This is a genomic window from Variovorax sp. OV700 (assembly GCF_900099805.1).
In the GTDB taxonomy this organism is placed as follows: domain Bacteria; phylum Pseudomonadota; class Gammaproteobacteria; order Burkholderiales; family Burkholderiaceae_C; genus Variovorax.
Genome location: NZ_FNDR01000005.1, coordinates 458,001 through 475,652, shown reverse-complemented (window position 1 = coordinate 475,652; position 17,652 = coordinate 458,001). Strand labels below are relative to the sequence as shown.

The following is a 17,652-nucleotide window of genomic DNA, read 5'->3' as shown; positions in this document are numbered from 1 at the left end:
CCGGCATGTGCGAGCTTCAGGAGCGGCGAATAGCCGGCTGCCCCAGCACGCGGCACTTGCCGAATTCGCAGCGCACCGCCAAGGTGGCGCCGTTCGAACACGGCACGCTGTACGACTCGTAGCCCGGGCCCTTGGCCGTCAGTTCAGCCCGCGGCTGAATGCTGCATTGGCCGGCCTTGGCAAGAATTTCGGCGTTGTAGGTGTCCACGCCAGTCCTGCGCGGCGCCAGTACGACCTCCGGGTTGAAGGCATGGCCGTAGAACGTGTCGCGCACGTTGGGGTCGAGATTGCGGTAGCCGCGCTTGGCCATGCAGTGCACCAGCGCGATCTGCTGATGCTCGGCAATCAGGCTGGCATCGGGCCGGTAAGACATGTCGATCGCCGCTGCCGAAATGCCCGTGTACGAAGCCGCAGCGACGATGCCCTGGCCATGCACCGTGATCAGGCCCAGGCCCAATGCCAGCCACATGGCGTCGCCAGACTCGCTACGCGCGGTGATCCGCATTGCCGCAGTGCGGCAATCGGCCACGTCGCTGTCATAGCGGGCCTTGTCGACACCCTCCATGGCCACCATGGGCACATAAGACAGGCCTGATCCTGTTCCGGGCTGCGTCGGAGTCGGCGGCGGCGTGCTGACGCACCCGGCCAATGCAACAACGGCGCACACGATGCTCAGCAGCAGCTTCATGGAATTTCCCTCGTCCTCTTTCGCGATATTTCTGCCGATTTAACCATACAGATGGTTACTTTTTCGCCATTTTTGTCGCAACCTCGCGACGGCCAACGGCTTGAATACTTTCGGTTAAAGACTTCGGGAGACGGAGCGTTCCACGCGGCACTGCACGTTCGCTGAATCAGAGCGTCTCGTGTTCCTTGAGCACGCCCGCCTTGCGCAGGGAAGCCACCAGCCACTTGGCCGTCGTGTCGCCCCTCGCGATGGCCTCGACGCGCGCGGCTTCTTCCTCGACCTTCAATTTCGCCGCGCGAATGAACGCTTCAACCTTTTCCCGCTCGACCACCACCACGCCGTCGGCGTCGCCCACGATCAGGTCGCCCGAACGGACGGCCACGCCGCCCACGGACACCGTGTGCCCGATCCGCCCTGGGGCCAGTTTGGTCGGGCCATTGGGATTGGTGCCGACCGAGAAAACGGGAAAGTCCATCACGTCGATCTCGGCGCTGTCGCGCACCGCGCCATCGATCACCACGCCGGCAATGCCGAGCTGCCGGCAGGCGGTCATCATGATCGTGCCCATCAGGGCGGCGCTCTGATCACCCTTGCCATCGATCACCAGCACGTCGCCGGGCTTTGCCAGCGCGATGGCGGCGTGGATCATCAGGTTGTCGCCCGGCCGCACTTCCACCGTGAGCGCGCTGCCGGCCAGCTTCATCCGGTGGCGCAAGGCCCGGATGCGGCCGTGCAGCGCGCCTCGGCGACCCGCAACGTCGGCAAGGATGGCGGGCTGGAAAGCCGAAGCCTGCCGGACCAGATCGGAGGAAACGCGTTCGAAGTCGCGCACGATATCGGGAAGCTGGTTCATCGTCTCTCTCGTTCTCGTTCTTACTCGGCCTTGACGTCGGCGTCTTTCACGACGCGGCCCCATTTGCGCTTGTCCGCAGCCAGGAAGGCGCGGAACTGCTCGGGGGTGCTTCCTACAGGCTCCAGGCCGTCGGCGGCGAGCCGCTTGGAGATCTCAGGCATCGCGAGCACCTTGGCGACTTCGCGCTGGATGCGCTCCACGACGGCCGGCGGTGTGTTCTTCGCCGCGCAAATGCCTGCCCATGTCACGGGTTCGAAGTCGGGAACGCCGGCTTCCATCACGGTCGGAATGTCGGGAAAGGCGGCCAGCCGGCGCGAACTGGCCACGGCCAGCGCGCGGAGCTTGCCTGCGCGCGCGTACTGCATCGAGCTGACGGGCTGATCGAAGATCATCGAGACCTGGCCTGCGATGAGATCGGTCATGGCCTGGCCGGTGCCCTTGTAGGCCACGTGAACGATGTCGATGCCGGCGCGGCTCTTCAGCATCTCGCCCGCAAGATGCCCACCCGTGGCCGTGCCCGATGAAGCGAAGTTGATCTCGCCCGGCTTCTGTTTGGCGTAGGCGACCAGTTCCTTGACGCTTTTCACCGGAAGGGTCGCATTGACCATCAGCATGTAGGGTGCGTAGATGATTTGCGTGACCGGCACGATGTCCTTCTCGGAATCGAACGGCATGCTCTTCAGGACGTGCGGCTGGATCGACAGGGTTCCGGTGGTGCACATCAGCAACGTGTGCCCGTCCGCAGGCGCGCCGAGCATGGCCGACGCAGCGATGTTGCCGCCGGCACCGGGGCGGTTTTCGATCAGCACCTGCTGGCCGAGGCCCTCCGCCAGTTTCGGAGCAATCAGGCGTGCCACGACGTCGTTGGATCCGCCGGGCGAGAAGCCGACGAGGATCTTCACCGGCTTCGACGGAAAAGCATCTGTACCCTGCGCCTGGGCGGCGCCGAGCCAGACGGTGCCTGCGGCAAGAGCCGGCAGCAGCTTCAGGAGTGGTCGGAGTTTCATTGCAGTTCCCGGTTGATGGCTTGGCCCGAAAGTTCGTCGCGCGCCTGCGCAATGCGGCGGCAACCCTCCAGCAGCTGTTGTGTGCTGGCGGCAAAAGAAATGCGGAAATGGGTCGGTACGCCGTAGGCGCTACCCTGCAGCGCCGCCAGGTCCTGCGAATCGAGCAGGTGCATCACCCAGTCGTCGCTGCTCTCGATTGCAACGCCCTTGCGTGTGCGAAGGCCGAACAATGCGCTGCATGAGGCGAAGATGTAGAACGCTCCGTCGGGCACATCGCACCGGATGCCGTCGATGGCATTGAGCGACGCAACCACCATGTCGCGCCGCTTCTCGTATTCGCGCCGGTTCGCGGCAATGGTGTCCTGCGGCCCCGTGAGCGCTGCAACGGCCGCGGCCTGGGCGATGGAGTTCGGCCCGGAAGTGCTCTGCGACTGGAGCTTGACCATCGCCTTGACGAATGCCGAAGGCCCCGCCCCGTAGCCGATGCGCCAGCCTGTCATCGCGTAGGCCTTGGAAACGCCGTTCACCGTCAGGGTGCGGTCCTTGAGGTCGGGCGCAGCCTGGGCCATGGTGGCGAACTCGGCATCGCCGTAGATCAAGTGCTCGTAGATGTCGTCGGTCAAGATCCAGACGTGGGGGTGGCGCCGGAGCACCTCGGCCAGGGCCAGAAGCTCGGCACGCGTATAGGTCGCCCCGCTCGGGTTGTTCGGCGAGTTCAGCATCAGCCAGCGCGTCTTGCCGGTGATGGCGCGCTCCAGATCCGCGGGCTGCAGCTTGAAACCCATGGCCGCCGGACAGTCGACGAAGACCGGAACGCCGCCGGCCAGCAAAGCGATGTCGGGGTACGACACCCAGTAAGGCGCCGGCACGATGACTTCGTCGCCCGCTGCAACCGTGCACATCAGCGCGTTGAAGATCACCTGCTTGGCGCCCGTGCCGACGATGATCTCGCTCGGCGCGTAGGACAGTCCGTTCTCGTTCAGGAACTTGCCTGCAATGGCCTCCTTCAGCAACGGCGTGCCGCCCACATCCGTGTACCGGGTCTGGCCCGCCGCCATGGCTCGGATTGCCGCCTCCTTGATGTGATCGGGCGTCTCGAAATCGGGCTCGCCGGCGGTAAGGCCGAGGATGTCCCGACCCATCGCGCGCAGCTCGCGCGCTCGCTGTCCGGCCATGGAACTGGGAGACGGCTTGATTCGATTCAGGCGTGGAGCAATGTGAAGCATGCACGCAGTATCGAAGTCCGGTTGCCGCAGGACAAACGAGAAATCGGAGCAGTGAGCTATTCCTTTTTTTCGTGCGGCAAGCCGTCGGCGTACATTCCCCTGGAATGAACTTCACCTTCAAGCAGCTGGAGGCCTTTCTCTTCAGCGCCAGGCTCCAGAGCTTCAGCGCAGCGGCGGTGAAGCTACACACCACGCAGTCGGCCATCTCCAAGCGCCTGGCGGAACTCGAGCAGTCGCTCGGCGGCCCGTTGCTGCATCGCACGTCCCACGGCCTGGAACTGGCGCAGGCCGGCAGGGAGCTGCTGCCGCTCGCGGAAGAAGCGCAGCGGCTGTGGCAGCGCATCCAGCACGACATCAGCGTCGACAAGACGCTGCGCGGCACCTTCCGGGTGGGTGTGACGGAACTGATCGCGATGACCTGGCTTACGAGCCTGATCCAGCTGCTCCAGAAGCTGCACCCCCAGGTGACGCTCGAGCCCGTGGTGGACGCCGGGCTTACGCTCTTCGAGCGCCTGGAAGCCAACAAGCTCGACCTGACCATCATGCCCGGGACCTTCTGGGGCCAGGCTTTCGAATCGATCAAGGTGGGGCAGGTCGACCAGGCCTGGATCGCGAGCCCGCGGCTCGACATTCCCGCCCGGGCCCTGAAGCCGCATGAGTTTGCCGATTACCCCGTGATCGAGCAGCCCGCCGGCGCCTCGAAGAACAGGTTCTACGAAGCCTGGCGCGCAGAGCACGGGTTTCGCTTCGGCAAGGTCATGCTGACGAACAGCACGACCATCCTGCGCGAACTGACGATCAGCGGCTTCGGCATCAGCCAGCAGGCGCTCGACTACGTGCGCCCGGACATCAAGAGCGGCTTGCTGCGGGTGGTGAAGAGCGACCCCATGCCACCGCCCCTGGTCTACAGCGCGGTCTACCGGCGCGACAATTTCAGTCCCGCGCTGGCGCGCATCGTCGAGCTGGCCGTCAAGACCTGCGACTTCACCCTGCGCGCAAGCCAGCACCACGTGGCCCCGGCACGGCCGCCGCGGGGCTCGGGCGGGCCCCTAAAGCAACGCGCGCTCCGCCAGGGTGCGAAGGCACCGGTCAGGAAGACCAGAAAATAGCACCAAACGATGAGCGATTCGCGTTGGGCGCTTGAAGGCGGGAATGGGCCGGAAAGCCTCGGAGCGTCTAAGAAGTCAGACCATGAAAAAGCCCAGTAAATCAATGATCTACTGGGCTTTTTGGAGGCTACTGGAAGGCACCAGAAGCCGTATTGGCGGAACCGGAGGGATTCGAACCCTCGATGAGGCTCTACACCCCATACTCCCTTAGCAGGGGAGCACCTTCGGCCACTCGGTCACAGTTCCTGAAAGAAGCCGAGATTATGCCACCGTCAGGCGGCCGGTTGATCCAGATCGAAGGCTTTGTGCAGCGCGCGCACGGCCAATTCCATATATTTTTCGTCGATCACGACCGAGGTCTTGATCTCGCTGGTCGAAATCATCTGGATGTTGATGCCCTCTTCGCTCAGCACGCGGAACATCTTGCTGGCCACGCCGACGTGGCTGCGCATGCCGATGCCGACGATGCTGACCTTGCAGATCTTGGTGTCGCCCACGATTTCGGTCGCGTTCAGCGAAGGCATGACCTTGGTCTGCAGCAGGTCGACGGTCTTGGCGTACTCGTTGCGGTGCACGGTAAAGCTGAAGTCGGTGCGGCCATCCTTGCTGAGGTTCTGGATGATCACGTCGACCTCGATGTTGGCGTCCGCCACGGCGCCGAGGATGTGGTACGCGATGCCCGGCTTGTCGGGCACGCCGAGCACCGAGATCTTGGCCTCGTCGCGGTTGAAAGCGATGCCGGATACGACGGCTTGTTCCATGTTTTCGTCTTCCTCGAAAGTGATCAGCGTGCCGGACTTGGCCTCTTCATTGATGTCGATGTCCCACGGCGTGAAGCTCGAGAGCACGCGCAGCGGCACCTTGTACTTGCCGGCGAATTCGACCGAGCGGATTTGCAGCACCTTGGAGCCCAGGCTCGCCATCTCGAGCATCTCTTCGAAGCTCACGGTCGAGAGGCGACGCGCATCGGGCTCCACGCGCGGGTCGGTGGTGTAGACGCCGTCCACGTCGGTGTAGATCAGGCACTCGTGTGCCTTCATGGCGGCCGCAATGGCCACGGCGGAGGTGTCGCTGCCGCCACGGCCCAGCGTGGTGATGTTGCCGTCTTCGTCCACGCCCTGGAAGCCGGTGATGACGACCACCTTGCCGGCGTCGAGGTCGGCGCGCACGCGCTCGTCGTCGATGCTCTCGATGCGGGCCTTGGTGTAGGAGTTGTCGGTGCGCACCGACACTTGCCAGCCCGCGTAGCTCACGGCTTCCATGCCTTCGGCCTGGAGGGCAATGGCCAGCAGCGCGGACGAAGCCTGCTCGCCGGTCGAGGCGAGCATGTCGAGTTCGCGGCCATGGGCGTCGCTGGGTTTGCTGGGCGCAAGCTCCTTGGCCAGGCCAAGCAGGCGATTGGTTTCGCCGCTCATGGCACTCGGGACCACGATCATCTGGTGGCCGGCGCGTGCCCATTTGGCGACGCGCTTGGCAACATTCTTGATGCGCTCGGTCGAGCCCATCGACGTACCGCCGTATTTGTGAACGATCAATGCCATGGGTGAATTCAGAGAAAAAGAAGGGGCCGCTTCACGCCGGTGTGCAAGCGCGGCGCCCTGCAAACCGTCAGCGCGAAGCCTTGGGCGAGGGCCCGGAATTGTACCAATGCAGAAAATCGCCCCTCCGCTCGATGAAACCACCGGCCACCTTCAGGTGGATGCGATGGCCGCGTGTGGTGCAGGCGCGAACCTGGTCCAGCAGTTGTTCCAACTGCGCCGCGCTGGGCGCACAGCCGTGCGCCTGCATGAGCCAGTGCCGCAGCACATTGGCTTGCCGCGCGCGCGAAAGCGCCTGCAGCTCTGCGATGCGGGGCGGATCTCCCACCACGGCCAGGTCCTGTGCCGCAAGTTCACTCAGCAACTGTTGCGCCTGCGCTGCATGGCCGATGCTGCGGGCGAAGGTGGCGCGGAATTGCGGAAAAGTCCGAGCCAGCGCGGGCAGCAGCACCGCGCGAATCCGGTTGCGCGTATAGCGCTCGTTCTGGTTGGTCGGGTCCTCGATCCAAGGCAAATCGAGGCCTTCGAGCCAAGCGCGGATATCGGCGCCAGGGACAGCCAGCAATGGCCGATGGATGTCGAGCCCGTGGCGCTGCGCATGCGCGGGCATCGCGGCCAGGCCCGGAAGACCCGCGCCCCGGGAAAGGGCCAGCAACAGGGTTTCGACCTGATCGTCCGCATGGTGCCCAAGAGCTATGGATTTGATAGCGCCAGCGGGTTCGCCCTTGCGCGCCATTGCAGTAAAGGCTTCGTAACGGGCGCGCCGCGCCGCATCTTCGGGGCTGTCGCCCTGCGCATGCCGGGCATCGACGCGGTGCACCACCAGCGGCACGCCGAGGCGCTCGCACACCGCGGTGCAGTGCTGCTCGAAATCGTCCGCCGCAGCCTGCAGGCCATGGTGCACGTGGAAGGCCACCACCTGCCCCGGCCAGGCCGACGCGCATGCGGCCAGCAAGGCGGTGGAATCCGCGCCGCCGCTGAAGCCCACCGCCAGCGGCAGATGCGCCGGCTCGAACGCGGCCATCGCGCGTTCGAAGGCTTCGTTCATGGGCGCTTGCTTATCTGCCGGTGTCGGCCTTGGTGTCGTTGAACCGGCCGTAGCTCTGCAAGCGCTCATAGCGGCGATCGAGCAGTTCCTTCGGCTTCAGGTCGCCGACCTGGCGGAATGCATCGTTGAGCGCGCGCTTGAGGAAGGCGGCCATCTGGCGATGGTCGCGGTGCGCGCCGCCAACCGGCTCATTGACGATCTTGTCGACCAGGCCCAGGGCCTTCAGGCGGTGCGCCGTGATGCCGAGGGCATCGGCCGCTTCCTGCGCCTTGTCGCTGGTCTTCCAGAGAATGGAAGCGCAGCCTTCGGGGCTGATGACCGAGTAGATGGAGTACTGCAGCATCACGAGCTGATCACCCACCGAGATGGCCAGTGCGCCGCCGGAGCCGCCCTCGCCGATGATGGTGACGATGATCGGCACCTCGAGCTGCGCCATCTCGAAGATGTTGCGGCCGATGGCTTCGGACTGGCCGCGTTCCTCGGCATCGATGCCGGGGTAGGCGCCCGGCGTATCGACGAACGTGAAGACAGGCAGCTTGAATTTTTCGGCCGTCTTCATGAGCCGCAAGGCCTTGCGGTAGCCCTCGGGTTTGCTCATGCCGAAGTTGCGCGCGGTGCGCTCCCTGGTGTCGCGGCCCTTCTGGTGGCCGAGCACCATGCAGGGCGTGCCGTTGAAGCGCGCGAGGCCGCCCACGATCGAGAGGTCGTCGGCAAAGTGCCGGTCGCCGTGCAGTTCCACGAAGTCGGTGAAGATCTCGTTGACGTAGTCGAGCGTGTAGGGCCGTTCCGGATGCCGGGCGATCTTGGTGATCTGCCAGGGCGTCAGGTCGCTGTAGATGTCCTTGGTGAGCTGCTGACTTTTCTTGCCGAGCTGGTCGATTTCCTCCGAGATGTCGACCGCCGATTCGGTCTGTACATAGCGCAGTTCTTCGATCTTGGATTCGAGTTCAGCAATGGGCTGCTCGAAGTCGAGGAAGGTTCGTTTCGCCAACGTCTTCTCCTGTTGTTCAGTATGCGACCGGTACCGGGTCGAGCGAGCGCCAAATATACCAAGTCGCCACGCTGCAATACGGCGCCCAGGCCACGGCGACGTCGCGGGCATCGCTGCGGCTCACCGGATCGCCCGAAAAATAATTGACGCTGATGCCGTTGAGCAGGCCGAGGTCGTCGACCGGCAGCACATTGGGGCGCATCAGGTGGAAGATGAGGAACATTTCGGCCGTCCAGCGGCCGATGCCGCGGATAGCGACCAGTTCATCGATGATGAGTTCGTCGGCCATGTCCTTCCAGGCATCAACGTGCACCGCGCCGGAATCGAAATGGATGGCCAGGTCGACCAGGTACTCGACCTTGCGGGCCGACAGCCCTGCCCCGCGCATGTCGTCGACCTTGAGCTTGAGCACGTTGGCGGGCGTCAGTTTGCGTGGCAACAGCGCGAACTTGTCCCAGACCGTTTGCGCGGCCTTCACCGAAATCTGCTGGCCCACGATGCTTCGCGCGAGCGTGGTGAACGCGTCGCCGCGCGATTCGAGGCAGGCATCGCCGAACTTCGGAATCAACCGCTTCATCACCCGGTCTTTCTTGGCCAGGTGCTTGCAGGCCTCTTCCCAATAGTCCGGCGTATAGATCTTGATTGCCGGATTCCTGGAAGCCGGCATGGGGTTGGTCGTTCCGTTCACTGAGCGGCGGCCCAGGTCGTGCCCGTGGGCGAATCCTTGAGCACGATGCCCTGCGCAAGAAGGTCGTTGCGGATGCGGTCGGCCTCGGCAAAGTTCTTCGCGGCCTTGGCGGCCGCGCGCGCGTCGATCTGCGCCTGGATGGTGGCTTCGTCCAGTGTCGCGCCCGCGCGCAGGAAGCTCGTCGGATCGCTCTGCAGAATGTTCAGGCAGCCGCCCAACGCCTTCAGCAGCCCGGCCTGTGCGGGCGATCGCGTACGGTTCACCTCGCCCGCCAAGTCGAACAGTACCGCAACCGCCTCGGGCGTTGCAAAGTCTTCGTCCATAGCGGCCTTGAAGCGCGCCGCATAGGGGTCGCTCCAGTCGATGGCCACGGCTTCTGGCGCGACCAGGTCGAGCGCCGTGTAAAGGCGCTTGAGCGAATTGCGGGCGTCGTCCAGGTGCACGTCGCTGTAGTTGAGCGGACGGCGATAGTGCGCCCGCACCACGAAAAAGCGAATGGTCTCGGCGTCGTACTTCTTGAGCACATCGCGGATCAAGAAGAAGTTGCCCAGGCTCTTGGACATCTTCTCGTTGTCGGTCACGATGAAGCCGTTGTGCATCCAGTAGTTGGCCAGCGGCTTGCCGGTGGCGCCTTCGCTCTGTGCAATTTCGTTCTCGTGATGCGGGAACTGCAGGTCTTCGCCGCCGCCGTGGATGTCGAGCGTTTCGCCGAGCAGTTCGCAAGCCATGGCCGAGCACTCGATGTGCCAGCCCGGACGGCCCGGTCCAAATTCGCTGGGCCACTTCACTTCGTCGGGCTCGGTCGCCTTGGCGCTCTTCCAGAGCACGGGGTCGAGCGGGTCGTCCTTGCCGTCGAGCACGGCCACGCGTTCGCCGGCGTGCAGCTCATCGATGGACTTGCCGCTGAGCTTGCCGTAGCCCGGGAACTTTCGAATCGCGTAGTTCACGTCGCCGTTGTCCGAGCGATAGGCCAGGCCCTTCTTCTCGAGGGTGCCGATCATCGAGAGCATCTGCGGGATGTAGTCGGTGGCGCGGGGCTCGTGCGTGGGGCGCTCGATGCCGAGCGCATCGGCGTCTTCGTGCAGCGCGTCGATCATGCGGTCGGTGAGCGAGCGGATCGTTTCGCCGTTCTCGACGGCGCGGCGGATGATCTTGTCGTCGATGTCGGTGATGTTGCGCACATAGGTCACGCCGTATCCGCTGGCCTTGAGCCAGCGCTGCACGAGGTCGAACGCAATCATGGAGCGGGCGTGGCCCAGATGGCAGAGGTCGTAGACCGTCATGCCGCAAACGTACATGCGCACCTTGCCGGCTTGCAATGGGGAGAATTCCTCCAGTTCACGCGAGAGCGTGTTGTAGATGCGCAGACTCATGAGGCTCGGAAAGCGTCGCTTCGCGCACGTGCGGCACGGGCGAACGACGGTGTATTTCAGGGGTGACGGGGCAGTGGCTGCGAGGGGTTGGACATGGCCCCTCGGCTACAATGCAACGCAGTATAAACGGCTACCGCCGTGTCCTTCCGGGTGTTTTCGAGGCCCGCATTTCCCAATCCTGCCGAGGCTTCATGAAGCACGTCGCATTCACCAAACTCTCCCTTGCTTTCGCATTGCTCTTCAGCCTGTGGGGTTCCGCCGCGTATGCCAACGACTACGACGACGTGAACACCCTGCTGCGCCAGGGCAAGTCGAACGAGGCGCTCGCCAAGGCCGATACCTACATTGCCGGCAAGCCGCGCGACCCGCAAATGCGCTTTCTGCGCGGCGTGATCCTCACCGAGCAGAAAAAGCAGAACGAGGCCATCGCCGCGTTCACGCAATTGACGCAAGACTTCCCGGAACTGCCCGAGCCCTACAACAACCTGGCCGCGCTCTACGCATCGCAGAGCAAGTTCGACCAGGCGCGCGCGGCGTTGGAACAGGCGCTCAAGCTCAATCCGAATTACGCCACCGCGCACGAGAACCTGGGCGATGTCTACGCCCGCCTCGCGGCCCAGGAATATGTGCGCGCGCAGCAATTTGCCAGCACCAATGCCAGCGTTGCGCCCAAGCTCTCGCTGATCCGCCAGATCTTCACCCCCAAGACCGAAGCCGATGCCGCGGCCCTGCCCGCGGCACCGCCCGAAGTTCGCAAGCCGGTCGGCCGCGCGAGCAAGTAGCCTGCGAGCAGCTGCCAACGGTGCATTGGCGCCGCGGCGGCTTGCATCGGCCGGCCCGAGCCCCACATCATTCGCACACCGGAGCTTTTCTTGACGACCCAAGTTCTTATCCAATCCGCTCGATTCAGCCGCCGCGCCGTGCTGGTGCTGGCGTCCGCCCTCGCCTTCGCCGGCGCCGCACATGCAGAAGCCGGACCGCGCGTGAAGCTCGACACATCGGCGGGCGACATCCTGATCGAACTCGACCAGGCCAAGGCACCCAAGACGGTCGAGAACTTTTTGCAGTACGTCAAGGACAAGCACTACGATGGCACCGTGTTCCACCGCGTGATCGACGGCTTCATGATCCAGGGCGGCGGCTTCACGCCTGAAATGCAACAAAAGCCAACCCGTGCCCCCATTGCGCTCGAAGCCAGCAACGGCCTCAAGAACGACAGGTACACCATCGCGATGGCCCGCACCGGCAACCCGAACTCGGCCACCTCGCAGTTCTTCATCAACGTGAAGAACAACGATTCGCTCAACGCGCCCAACCCCGATGGCTACGGCTATACCGTGTTCGGCCGCGTCGTGTCCGGCACCGACGTGGTCGACAAGATCCGCGCTGTTCAAACCGGTAACAAGGGCGGCATGCAGAACGTGCCGCTCGAACCCATCGTCATCAAGTCCGCCACACTGGCGAAGTAATTTCCGAACATCCGAAAGAAGGACTCCCTCATGAGCAACCCCAAAATCGAACTCCACATCAAGAACTACGGCGTGATCACACTCGAACTCGACAGCGTCAAGGCGCCGAAGTCGTCCGAGAATTTCGTCAGCTATGTGAAGAACGGCCACTACGACAACACGGTGTTCCACCGCGTGATCCCGGGCTTCATGGTGCAGGGCGGCGGCTTCGAGCCAGGCATGAAGCAAAAGCCCACCGGCGCCGAGATCGAGAACGAAGCCAACAACGGCCTGAAGAACGACAACTACACCGTTGCCATGGCCCGCACGAGCGCTCCGCACTCGGCCACCGCCCAGTTCTTCATCAACGTGGCTGACAACGGCTTCCTGAACCACACCGCTCCCTCGGCCCAGGGCTGGGGCTATGCGGTGTTCGGCAAGGTCACCGGCGGCGCCGACGTGGTCGACAAGATCAAGGCCGTGAAGACGGGCCGCAAGGGCTTCCACGATGACGTTCCGCTCGAAGACGTCGTGATCGAAAAGGCCGTTGTCGTCTCGGAATAAAGACCGGCGCGGCATGGGCTCGGACATGGCGGCACCCCCGGCTTTCAAGGAGCTGCTCGCCCCGCCCGCATGGCGCACCGTCGACCTGATTTCCGACCTGCATCTGCAAGCCGGCGAGCCCGACACCTTCGAGGCCTGGCGGGGCTATTTGGAAACCACGCCGGCCGATGCACTGATCATCCTCGGCGACTTGTTCGAGGTGTGGGTGGGCGACGACGCAGCCGACCTCCCTGGCTTCGAGGCCGAGTGCGCCGAATTGCTGCGCCGAACGGCCGAGCGGCTGCCGGTGTACTTCATGCACGGCAACCGAGACTTCCTCGTGGGCGCCGCGCTGGCCGCACGATGCGGCTTCACGCTGCTGGACGATCCCACGGTGCTTGTGCTGCACGGTGAACGCTGGCTCCTGAGCCACGGCGACATTCTTTGCCTGGACGATACCGACTACCTCAAGTTTCGCGGCCAGGTGCGCACGCCTGAATGGCGGGCGGCGTTTTTGGCGCGGCCGCTCGCCGAGCGCCGGGCGCTCGCGCGCTCCATGCGCGTGCAAAGCGAGGACCGCAAGCGCGACCCGTCGGCGCGCTGGGCCGACGTGGATGGCGGCGCCGCCCGCCAATGGCTTCATCAGGCGCGTGCGCGCACGCTGGTGCACGGCCATACGCACAGGCCCGCCGATCACGACCTGGGGGACGGCCTGCGGCGCATGGTGCTGAGCGACTGGGACGCCGCGGCCCACCCGCCGCGTGCGCAGCTGCTCTGCCTTTCCACCGCCGGCGCGCAGCGCGTCGACCTGCGCTAGCGCGGCCCATGTTCAAGTGGCTGCGCCGGTTGCGCGCCCTGCCCCCGATTCCCGAAGCTGCCTGGCGTGCCACGCTCGAGCGCTATGCCTTTCTCGGCGCATTGCCCTTCGATGCGCAGCAACGGCTGCGCACCCTGGCCGCCGAATTTCTGCGCGACAAGGAGTTCCATGGCACCCAGGGCTTCGTCATCACCGACGAGGTTGCTCTGGCCATTGCCGCGCAAGCGGTGCTGCCGGTCCTGAACCTGAAGGGCGGGCTGAACTGGTACGACGATTTCGTCGGCATCGTGGTGCATCCGTCCGAGGTCGTCGCACGGCGCAAGATAGTCGACGAAGCGCAGGTGGTGCACGAATACGACGAGGTGGTGGCCGGTGAGGCCATGGACCGCGGACCGGTGATGCTCAGCTGGCAGGACGTGCTCGCAAGCAGCATCACGGCGGGCGGCGGCTACAACGTCGTGATCCACGAGTTCGCTCACAAGATCGACATGCGCGGCGGCGACGCCGACGGCTGTCCACCGCTGCCGCCAGGATTTGCGGGCAAGCGCAGTGCCCGCGAATCCCGCGCCGCCTGGATGGCAGTGCTGCAGCCCGCATATGAGAATTTTCGCGAGAAGACGATCCTCGCCGACCGCTTTGGCGCCGAAGCGCCCTGGCTCGACGACTACGGCGCGGTGTCGATCAGCGAATTCTTCGCTGTGGCCTGCGAGGCCTATTTCGTGAACCGTCCGAACTTCGCCCGCGACTTCCCTCCAGTGCTTGCTCTCTTCGACGAATTCTTTCGGGCCGAACGGGCCTGACTGCCCTTCGCATCTGCGCATCTGCTCATCTGCGTTTCTTTGCTTACGCGCACGGGACCGGCCCGCATACCCTGTCCAGGGTATGAACTGGCGTGCAGTACCTTGCCTTTGCGAGCCTCAGGCGTAGCATCGCTCCGCCATCGCCCACCACAGCACTGTTGCGCGTGATGACCTGAAGCGTCGCCGTCGGGGGCGGCGTTGCCTCACGTGATTCATCCCCCGCGGATAACACAGGAGCAAAAAATGGTGACCTATATCGGTATGCTGAACTTCACGGACAAGGGCATCCAGAGCGTCAAGGAAACCACCAAGCGCGCCGCTGCCGCGAAGGAAAGCGCCCAGAAGCTCGGCGTCAAGATGCGCGATATCTACTGGACCATGGGTGACTGCGATGTGGTCTGCGTGCTGGAGGCCGAGGATGAACAGGCGATCGCCGCATTCAGCCTCGCGATCGCAATGCAGGGCAATGTGCACACGCGCTCCCTGCGGGCCTACACCGCCGGGGAAATGGACAAGATCCTGGCCAAGCTGCCTTGAGCCGCGTCGGCGGAGCGCCGGGACTGTGACGCTGCCGATCAGTGAAATGAAAAAGCCCGCGTGCAGCGGGCTTTCTCGTGGACTTGCGCCGAAGCCTTACTTGCGCAGCAAGGCCTTCAGTGCGTTCTGCAAACGGCGCGCGCTGGCAGCGTCATGCGCCGCAGCCAGCACCTTGCCCGCGTCCTGGCCCCAGGTCTGGACCGGCGCTGGATCGCCGCGCTTCGTCAGCAGTTTGAGCTGCAGTGCGCGGCGTGCGTCGAGCTGCTCGGCAGGGGTCGGCACTTCGGCGGCCATTTCGAGCCGCAGCAGGGCTTCGGCTGCTTCATCGGGTGCGGCCTTGGGCGCCGAACCGACAGCCTGAGACCATCCGCTGCGTACCGCGGGCGTCACCGCTCGTCCCAGTTCCTGGACGCTGGGCAGCTTCGAGGCGTCGCGCTGTTCCCATGCGCCAAGCACTTGCGTGAGCGCTTCGCCGTGCGCCTGTGCCGCCAGCTTGCGCAGCGCCATGTCCGCGCGCTCGAGCGCTTCGCGCTGGGCACGGAAGGCGGCATCGCCGAGCCTCGGCCCGCGATCTTCGAAGCGCGGGGGACGATCGCCGAAGCGTCCGGCCGGTGCGCCGCGGTCGCCGCGGGCATCGGGACGAGGCGCGCCGCGATCGCCGGGACGGCCAGGGCCGCCCGGGCCCGGACGGGCGCCATCGCGACGATCGCCGAACTTGCCGCCAGCGCGGCCAGCAGGTGCCGCGTCTGTCTTCTTGCTGCCAGGACGGTCGTCGCCACGCATGGCAACGACCGGCTTGGATGCGGGCTTCGGTGCCGCCGCAGGCGCGGGGCTCTCGACGGCAGCCGCTTCGCCGGCTTCGTGTGCCGCGTCATCGCTGCGCGCAGACGCGTCGGCGCCGTCGGCCGGTGCCACGAGGTCGGGAGTTGCAGCTTCCGCGGCTTCGGCATGTGCAGCCGGCAGGGCTTCTGCATCGCTCGAGCCCGGCGCCTGCTCGGCGCTTTCGCCGAATTCGGCCGCGGCCTGCCCGGGCGCGGCGACTTCGGTCGCGCCGACCGAGGGGCCGTCGCTGGAAGCCGCCGGCGCTTGCGCGGGCTTCGCGGCGGGTGCCGGCGGGGGCGCTTCGCCACGCAGCGCGGCTTCGAGGCGCACGATGGCGGCGCGAATCTTCTGCACGTCGCCGCCGGCGTTGGCCGCGTCGAGCGCCTTGGAGGCCTCGAGCACGTGGCGATCGTGTTCGCTCATGGCGGAGGCCGACTTCTCGCGCTCCGCCGTCTTGCGGTTGAAGGCTTCGTCGATGGGTGCGCGGAATGCGTCCCACAGCTTCTGTTCGTGGCGGCGGTCGAGCGGCACGCTCTGGGCTTCTGCCTGCCAGCGCTGCTGCAGCGCCTTGACCGCATCGATGCGCAGCATGGGTTGGGCGCCGAGTTCGGCAGCCTCCGCGATCATGGCCTGGCGCCGTTCGATGCTGGCCTTTTGTGCGGTCTCGAAGGGCGCACGCGCGGCACCGAAGGCTTCATTCCACTGCGGCTGCAACTCCGCGAAGACCTTCTCGCCCACGTGGCCGGCATCGCGCCAGCGGTCGGCAAACTGATGCAGCGCGCGGTTGTGCGCCTTCAGGTCCGAAGATGCGGCGTGCTCTGCCGCCCAGGCCTTGACCTCTTCGATGAGCGCCACGCGATGGGCGCGGTGCTCGGCCGCATCGGCGCGAACCTTTTCGAGCCAGGCTTCCACCACCTTGTGGGCTTCGTTGCAGGCTTCGTCAAAGCGCTTCCAGAGCGCATGGTTCGGCACGCCGCCCTGGTCGGCCTGTTTCCACTGGTCGCGCAGCGAGCGCAGCGTTTCCTGCATCTTGCGGCCGCCGAGCGCCTGGCCTTCGGGGCGCTTGAGCAGGCCTTCGGCCTTGGCGACGAGGTCTTCGCGCACCTTGTCGGCGCTCCAGCGCTGCCAGCCTTCGAGCTCGCCGGCGGCAACCAGCGCCGCATGCACGCGAGCCTCGAGCGGCGCATCGACCAGCTTGCCGTGTTCCTTCAGCACTGCACGCAATGCTGAAGCCGCACCGGCGCTGGCCTTGCCGTGGCCTTCGGCCGTTTCCTGTTCAAGCTTGGCGAGCGCGGCCTGCACGGCGTCTTGCGCTGCGGCGCGCACCGACGGGTCGACCTTGGGTGCGGCGGGCTTGGCAGGCGCGGCCTTGGGGGCCACCACCTCGCCGCGAGCGGCACGCAGTTCGTCGGCCCAGACGGGCACCGGTGGCAAGGGGGCCGCGGCATCGGCCGCCGCAGCCTGCGCCTGGGCCAGCGCACCGTGGAACGCATCGGACACGACCAGCAATTGCGCCTTCGACGACTCGAGTTGGGGGGCAAACCTGGCGTCGAGGCTGTTCCAGTTGGCATCGGCCGTGATGTCGCCGGCCTGCTGTTGCCAATGGGTCACGTCGGCGCGCAGCGATTCTTCGGCGGCCTGGGCGTCTTGCCAGCTCTTGGTCGACAGCACTTCGAAGCGCTGTGCGAGCAGAACGGCGGCTTCGCGGTGCACCTGGGCGCGGTGCTGCAGGTCTTCGATGCCCTTGACGCGCTCGGCGAGTTGCACCTTGAAACCTGCCAGCGGCTCGCGCGACAGCGGCGCGCCGGCCTTGGCGGCGTCGCGCTGCCAGGCGAGCGCATCGGCAATATTGAGCTTGGACTGAGCCAGCAAGGCCTCGGCCTTTTGCGCCCATTCGGCCGCAATGGCTTCCTGGCCCTTGGCGCGCTTGAGCTCGTCGAGCTTTTCGCGCAGGAGGCGCGCCGCGCCCTTGTCGCGGCCGCTCAGCTCCTTGAAGACTTCCTGCATTTGCTCAGGCGCGGGGTTGCCCGCGAGCCAGTCGCGGATGCGCGCGGCGCGCTCGCCCGAAGTTGGCGCGGTGAAGGCGCCGCCGGTGAGCGTGTCGAGGGCCTGGAGGTCGTGTGGCTTGGAAGAAGTAGAGGTCACTTGCGCGAAATCGTTGTCT

Annotated in this window: 17 protein-coding genes and 1 tRNA gene; 7 read left to right on the top strand and 11 right to left on the bottom strand. The window is 65.3% G+C overall.

Features of this window, described 5'->3' with window-relative positions:
• Positions 1-16: 16 nt before the first annotated feature.
• The 4 genes from BLR24_RS14945 to BLR24_RS14930 all read right to left on the bottom strand — a co-directional run bounded on the left by BLR24_RS14945 (position 17) and on the right by BLR24_RS14930 (position 3,774).
• Positions 17-688 carry a hypothetical protein gene (locus BLR24_RS14945; protein WP_093018113.1) on the bottom strand — a complete coding sequence of 224 codons (672 nt, stop codon included), beginning with the start codon at positions 686-688 and terminating at the stop codon, positions 17-19.
• Positions 689-854: 166 nt separating this feature from the next.
• Positions 855-1,541, bottom strand: coding sequence for an RraA family protein (locus BLR24_RS14940; RefSeq protein ID WP_093018111.1), 687 nt, complete (start codon positions 1,539-1,541; stop codon positions 855-857).
• 20 nt (positions 1,542-1,561) lie between these two features.
• A complete protein-coding gene (locus BLR24_RS14935) occupies positions 1,562-2,548 on the bottom strand; it encodes a Bug family tripartite tricarboxylate transporter substrate binding protein (RefSeq protein WP_093018109.1) in 987 nt (328 codons plus the stop codon).
• Entirely contained in the window at positions 2,545-3,774 is a 1,230-nt protein-coding gene (locus BLR24_RS14930) for a pyridoxal phosphate-dependent aminotransferase (protein WP_093018107.1), read from the bottom strand. The genes BLR24_RS14935 and BLR24_RS14930 overlap by 4 nt, the downstream gene beginning before the upstream one ends.
• A gap of 104 nt (positions 3,775-3,878) precedes the next feature.
• On the opposite strand from BLR24_RS14930, the gene BLR24_RS14925 reads away from it, so the two are divergent.
• Positions 3,879-4,883 carry a LysR family transcriptional regulator gene (locus tag BLR24_RS14925; protein ID WP_093018105.1) on the top strand — a complete coding sequence of 335 codons (1,005 nt, stop codon included), beginning with the start codon at positions 3,879-3,881 and terminating at the stop codon, positions 4,881-4,883.
• Between the two features lie 153 nt (positions 4,884-5,036).
• Here the strand turns inward: BLR24_RS14925 and BLR24_RS14920 are convergent.
• From BLR24_RS14920 to cysS, 6 genes are all read right to left on the bottom strand, one after another.
• Positions 5,037-5,129, bottom strand: a tRNA-Ser gene (locus tag BLR24_RS14920).
• A gap of 26 nt (positions 5,130-5,155) precedes the next feature.
• Positions 5,156-6,424, bottom strand: coding sequence for an aspartate kinase (locus tag BLR24_RS14915; RefSeq protein ID WP_093018103.1), 1,269 nt, complete (start codon positions 6,422-6,424; stop codon positions 5,156-5,158).
• 67 nt (positions 6,425-6,491) lie between these two features.
• A complete protein-coding gene (gene tilS, locus BLR24_RS14910; RefSeq protein WP_093018101.1) occupies positions 6,492-7,469 on the bottom strand; it encodes a tRNA lysidine(34) synthetase TilS in 978 nt (325 codons plus the stop codon).
• A gap of 10 nt (positions 7,470-7,479) precedes the next feature.
• Positions 7,480-8,460, bottom strand: a complete 981-nt coding sequence (locus BLR24_RS14905) for an acetyl-CoA carboxylase carboxyltransferase subunit alpha (RefSeq protein WP_093018099.1) — start codon at positions 8,458-8,460, stop codon at positions 7,480-7,482.
• A gap of 16 nt (positions 8,461-8,476) precedes the next feature.
• Positions 8,477-9,127: a DNA-3-methyladenine glycosylase family protein gene (locus BLR24_RS14900; RefSeq protein WP_093018271.1), complete on the bottom strand. Its 651-nt coding sequence runs from the start codon at positions 9,125-9,127 to the stop codon at positions 8,477-8,479.
• A 17-nt stretch (positions 9,128-9,144) separates the two neighbouring features.
• Positions 9,145-10,521 carry a cysteine--tRNA ligase gene (gene cysS / locus BLR24_RS14895; protein ID WP_093018097.1) on the bottom strand — a complete coding sequence of 459 codons (1,377 nt, stop codon included), beginning with the start codon at positions 10,519-10,521 and terminating at the stop codon, positions 9,145-9,147.
• A gap of 191 nt (positions 10,522-10,712) precedes the next feature.
• Here cysS and BLR24_RS14890 point away from each other — a divergent pair, with 191 nt between their 5' ends.
• The 6 genes from BLR24_RS14890 to BLR24_RS14865 all read left to right on the top strand — a co-directional run bounded on the left by BLR24_RS14890 (position 10,713) and on the right by BLR24_RS14865 (position 14,666).
• A complete protein-coding gene (locus tag BLR24_RS14890; RefSeq protein WP_093018095.1) occupies positions 10,713-11,303 on the top strand; it encodes a tetratricopeptide repeat protein in 591 nt (196 codons plus the stop codon).
• Positions 11,304-11,441: 138 nt separating this feature from the next.
• Positions 11,442-11,990: a peptidylprolyl isomerase gene (locus BLR24_RS14885; RefSeq protein WP_254787317.1), complete on the top strand. Its 549-nt coding sequence runs from the start codon at positions 11,442-11,444 to the stop codon at positions 11,988-11,990.
• A 30-nt stretch (positions 11,991-12,020) separates the two neighbouring features.
• Positions 12,021-12,533: a peptidylprolyl isomerase gene (locus BLR24_RS14880; protein ID WP_093018091.1), complete on the top strand. Its 513-nt coding sequence runs from the start codon at positions 12,021-12,023 to the stop codon at positions 12,531-12,533.
• A 25-nt stretch (positions 12,534-12,558) separates the two neighbouring features.
• On the top strand, positions 12,559-13,329 hold the full coding sequence (locus tag BLR24_RS14875) for a UDP-2,3-diacylglucosamine diphosphatase (RefSeq protein WP_093018269.1): 771 nt from the start codon (positions 12,559-12,561) through the stop codon (positions 13,327-13,329).
• 8 nt (positions 13,330-13,337) lie between these two features.
• A complete protein-coding gene (locus BLR24_RS14870; RefSeq protein ID WP_093018089.1) occupies positions 13,338-14,129 on the top strand; it encodes a M90 family metallopeptidase in 792 nt (263 codons plus the stop codon).
• A 243-nt stretch (positions 14,130-14,372) separates the two neighbouring features.
• Positions 14,373-14,666 (top strand): GYD domain-containing protein, encoded by a 294-nt coding sequence (locus BLR24_RS14865; protein ID WP_093018087.1) that lies wholly within the window; start codon positions 14,373-14,375, stop codon positions 14,664-14,666.
• A gap of 96 nt (positions 14,667-14,762) precedes the next feature.
• On the opposite strand, the gene BLR24_RS14860 is transcribed toward BLR24_RS14865, so the two are convergent.
• Positions 14,763-17,633 carry a DUF349 domain-containing protein gene (locus BLR24_RS14860; protein ID WP_093018267.1) on the bottom strand — a complete coding sequence of 957 codons (2,871 nt, stop codon included), beginning with the start codon at positions 17,631-17,633 and terminating at the stop codon, positions 14,763-14,765.
• Positions 17,634-17,652: the final 19 nt, after the last annotated feature.

Excerpts from the sequence above, each read along its gene's own strand:
- BLR24_RS14945 (WP_093018113.1), bottom strand. The coding sequence starts at position 688 with ATGAAGCTGCTGCTGAGCATCGTGTGCGCCGTTGTTGCATTGGCCGGG.
- BLR24_RS14940 (WP_093018111.1), bottom strand. The coding sequence starts at position 1,541 with ATGAACCAGCTTCCCGATATCGTGCGCGACTTCGAACGCGTTTCCTCC.
- BLR24_RS14935 (WP_093018109.1), bottom strand. The coding sequence starts at position 2,548 with ATGAAACTCCGACCACTCCTGAAGCTGCTGCCGGCTCTTGCCGCAGGC.
- BLR24_RS14930 (WP_093018107.1), bottom strand. The coding sequence starts at position 3,774 with ATGCTTCACATTGCTCCACGCCTGAATCGAATCAAGCCGTCTCCCAGT.
- BLR24_RS14925 (WP_093018105.1), top strand. The coding sequence starts at position 3,879 with ATGAACTTCACCTTCAAGCAGCTGGAGGCCTTTCTCTTCAGCGCCAGG.
- BLR24_RS14915 (WP_093018103.1), bottom strand. The coding sequence starts at position 6,424 with ATGGCATTGATCGTTCACAAATACGGCGGTACGTCGATGGGCTCGACC.
- tilS (WP_093018101.1), bottom strand. The coding sequence starts at position 7,469 with ATGAACGAAGCCTTCGAACGCGCGATGGCCGCGTTCGAGCCGGCGCAT.
- BLR24_RS14900 (WP_093018271.1), bottom strand. The coding sequence starts at position 9,127 with ATGCCGGCTTCCAGGAATCCGGCAATCAAGATCTATACGCCGGACTAT.
- cysS (WP_093018097.1), bottom strand. The coding sequence starts at position 10,521 with ATGAGTCTGCGCATCTACAACACGCTCTCGCGTGAACTGGAGGAATTC.
- BLR24_RS14890 (WP_093018095.1), top strand. The coding sequence starts at position 10,713 with ATGAAGCACGTCGCATTCACCAAACTCTCCCTTGCTTTCGCATTGCTC.
- BLR24_RS14880 (WP_093018091.1), top strand. The coding sequence starts at position 12,021 with ATGAGCAACCCCAAAATCGAACTCCACATCAAGAACTACGGCGTGATC.
- BLR24_RS14875 (WP_093018269.1), top strand. The coding sequence starts at position 12,559 with ATGGCGGCACCCCCGGCTTTCAAGGAGCTGCTCGCCCCGCCCGCATGG.
- BLR24_RS14870 (WP_093018089.1), top strand. The coding sequence starts at position 13,338 with ATGTTCAAGTGGCTGCGCCGGTTGCGCGCCCTGCCCCCGATTCCCGAA.
- BLR24_RS14865 (WP_093018087.1), top strand. The coding sequence starts at position 14,373 with ATGGTGACCTATATCGGTATGCTGAACTTCACGGACAAGGGCATCCAG.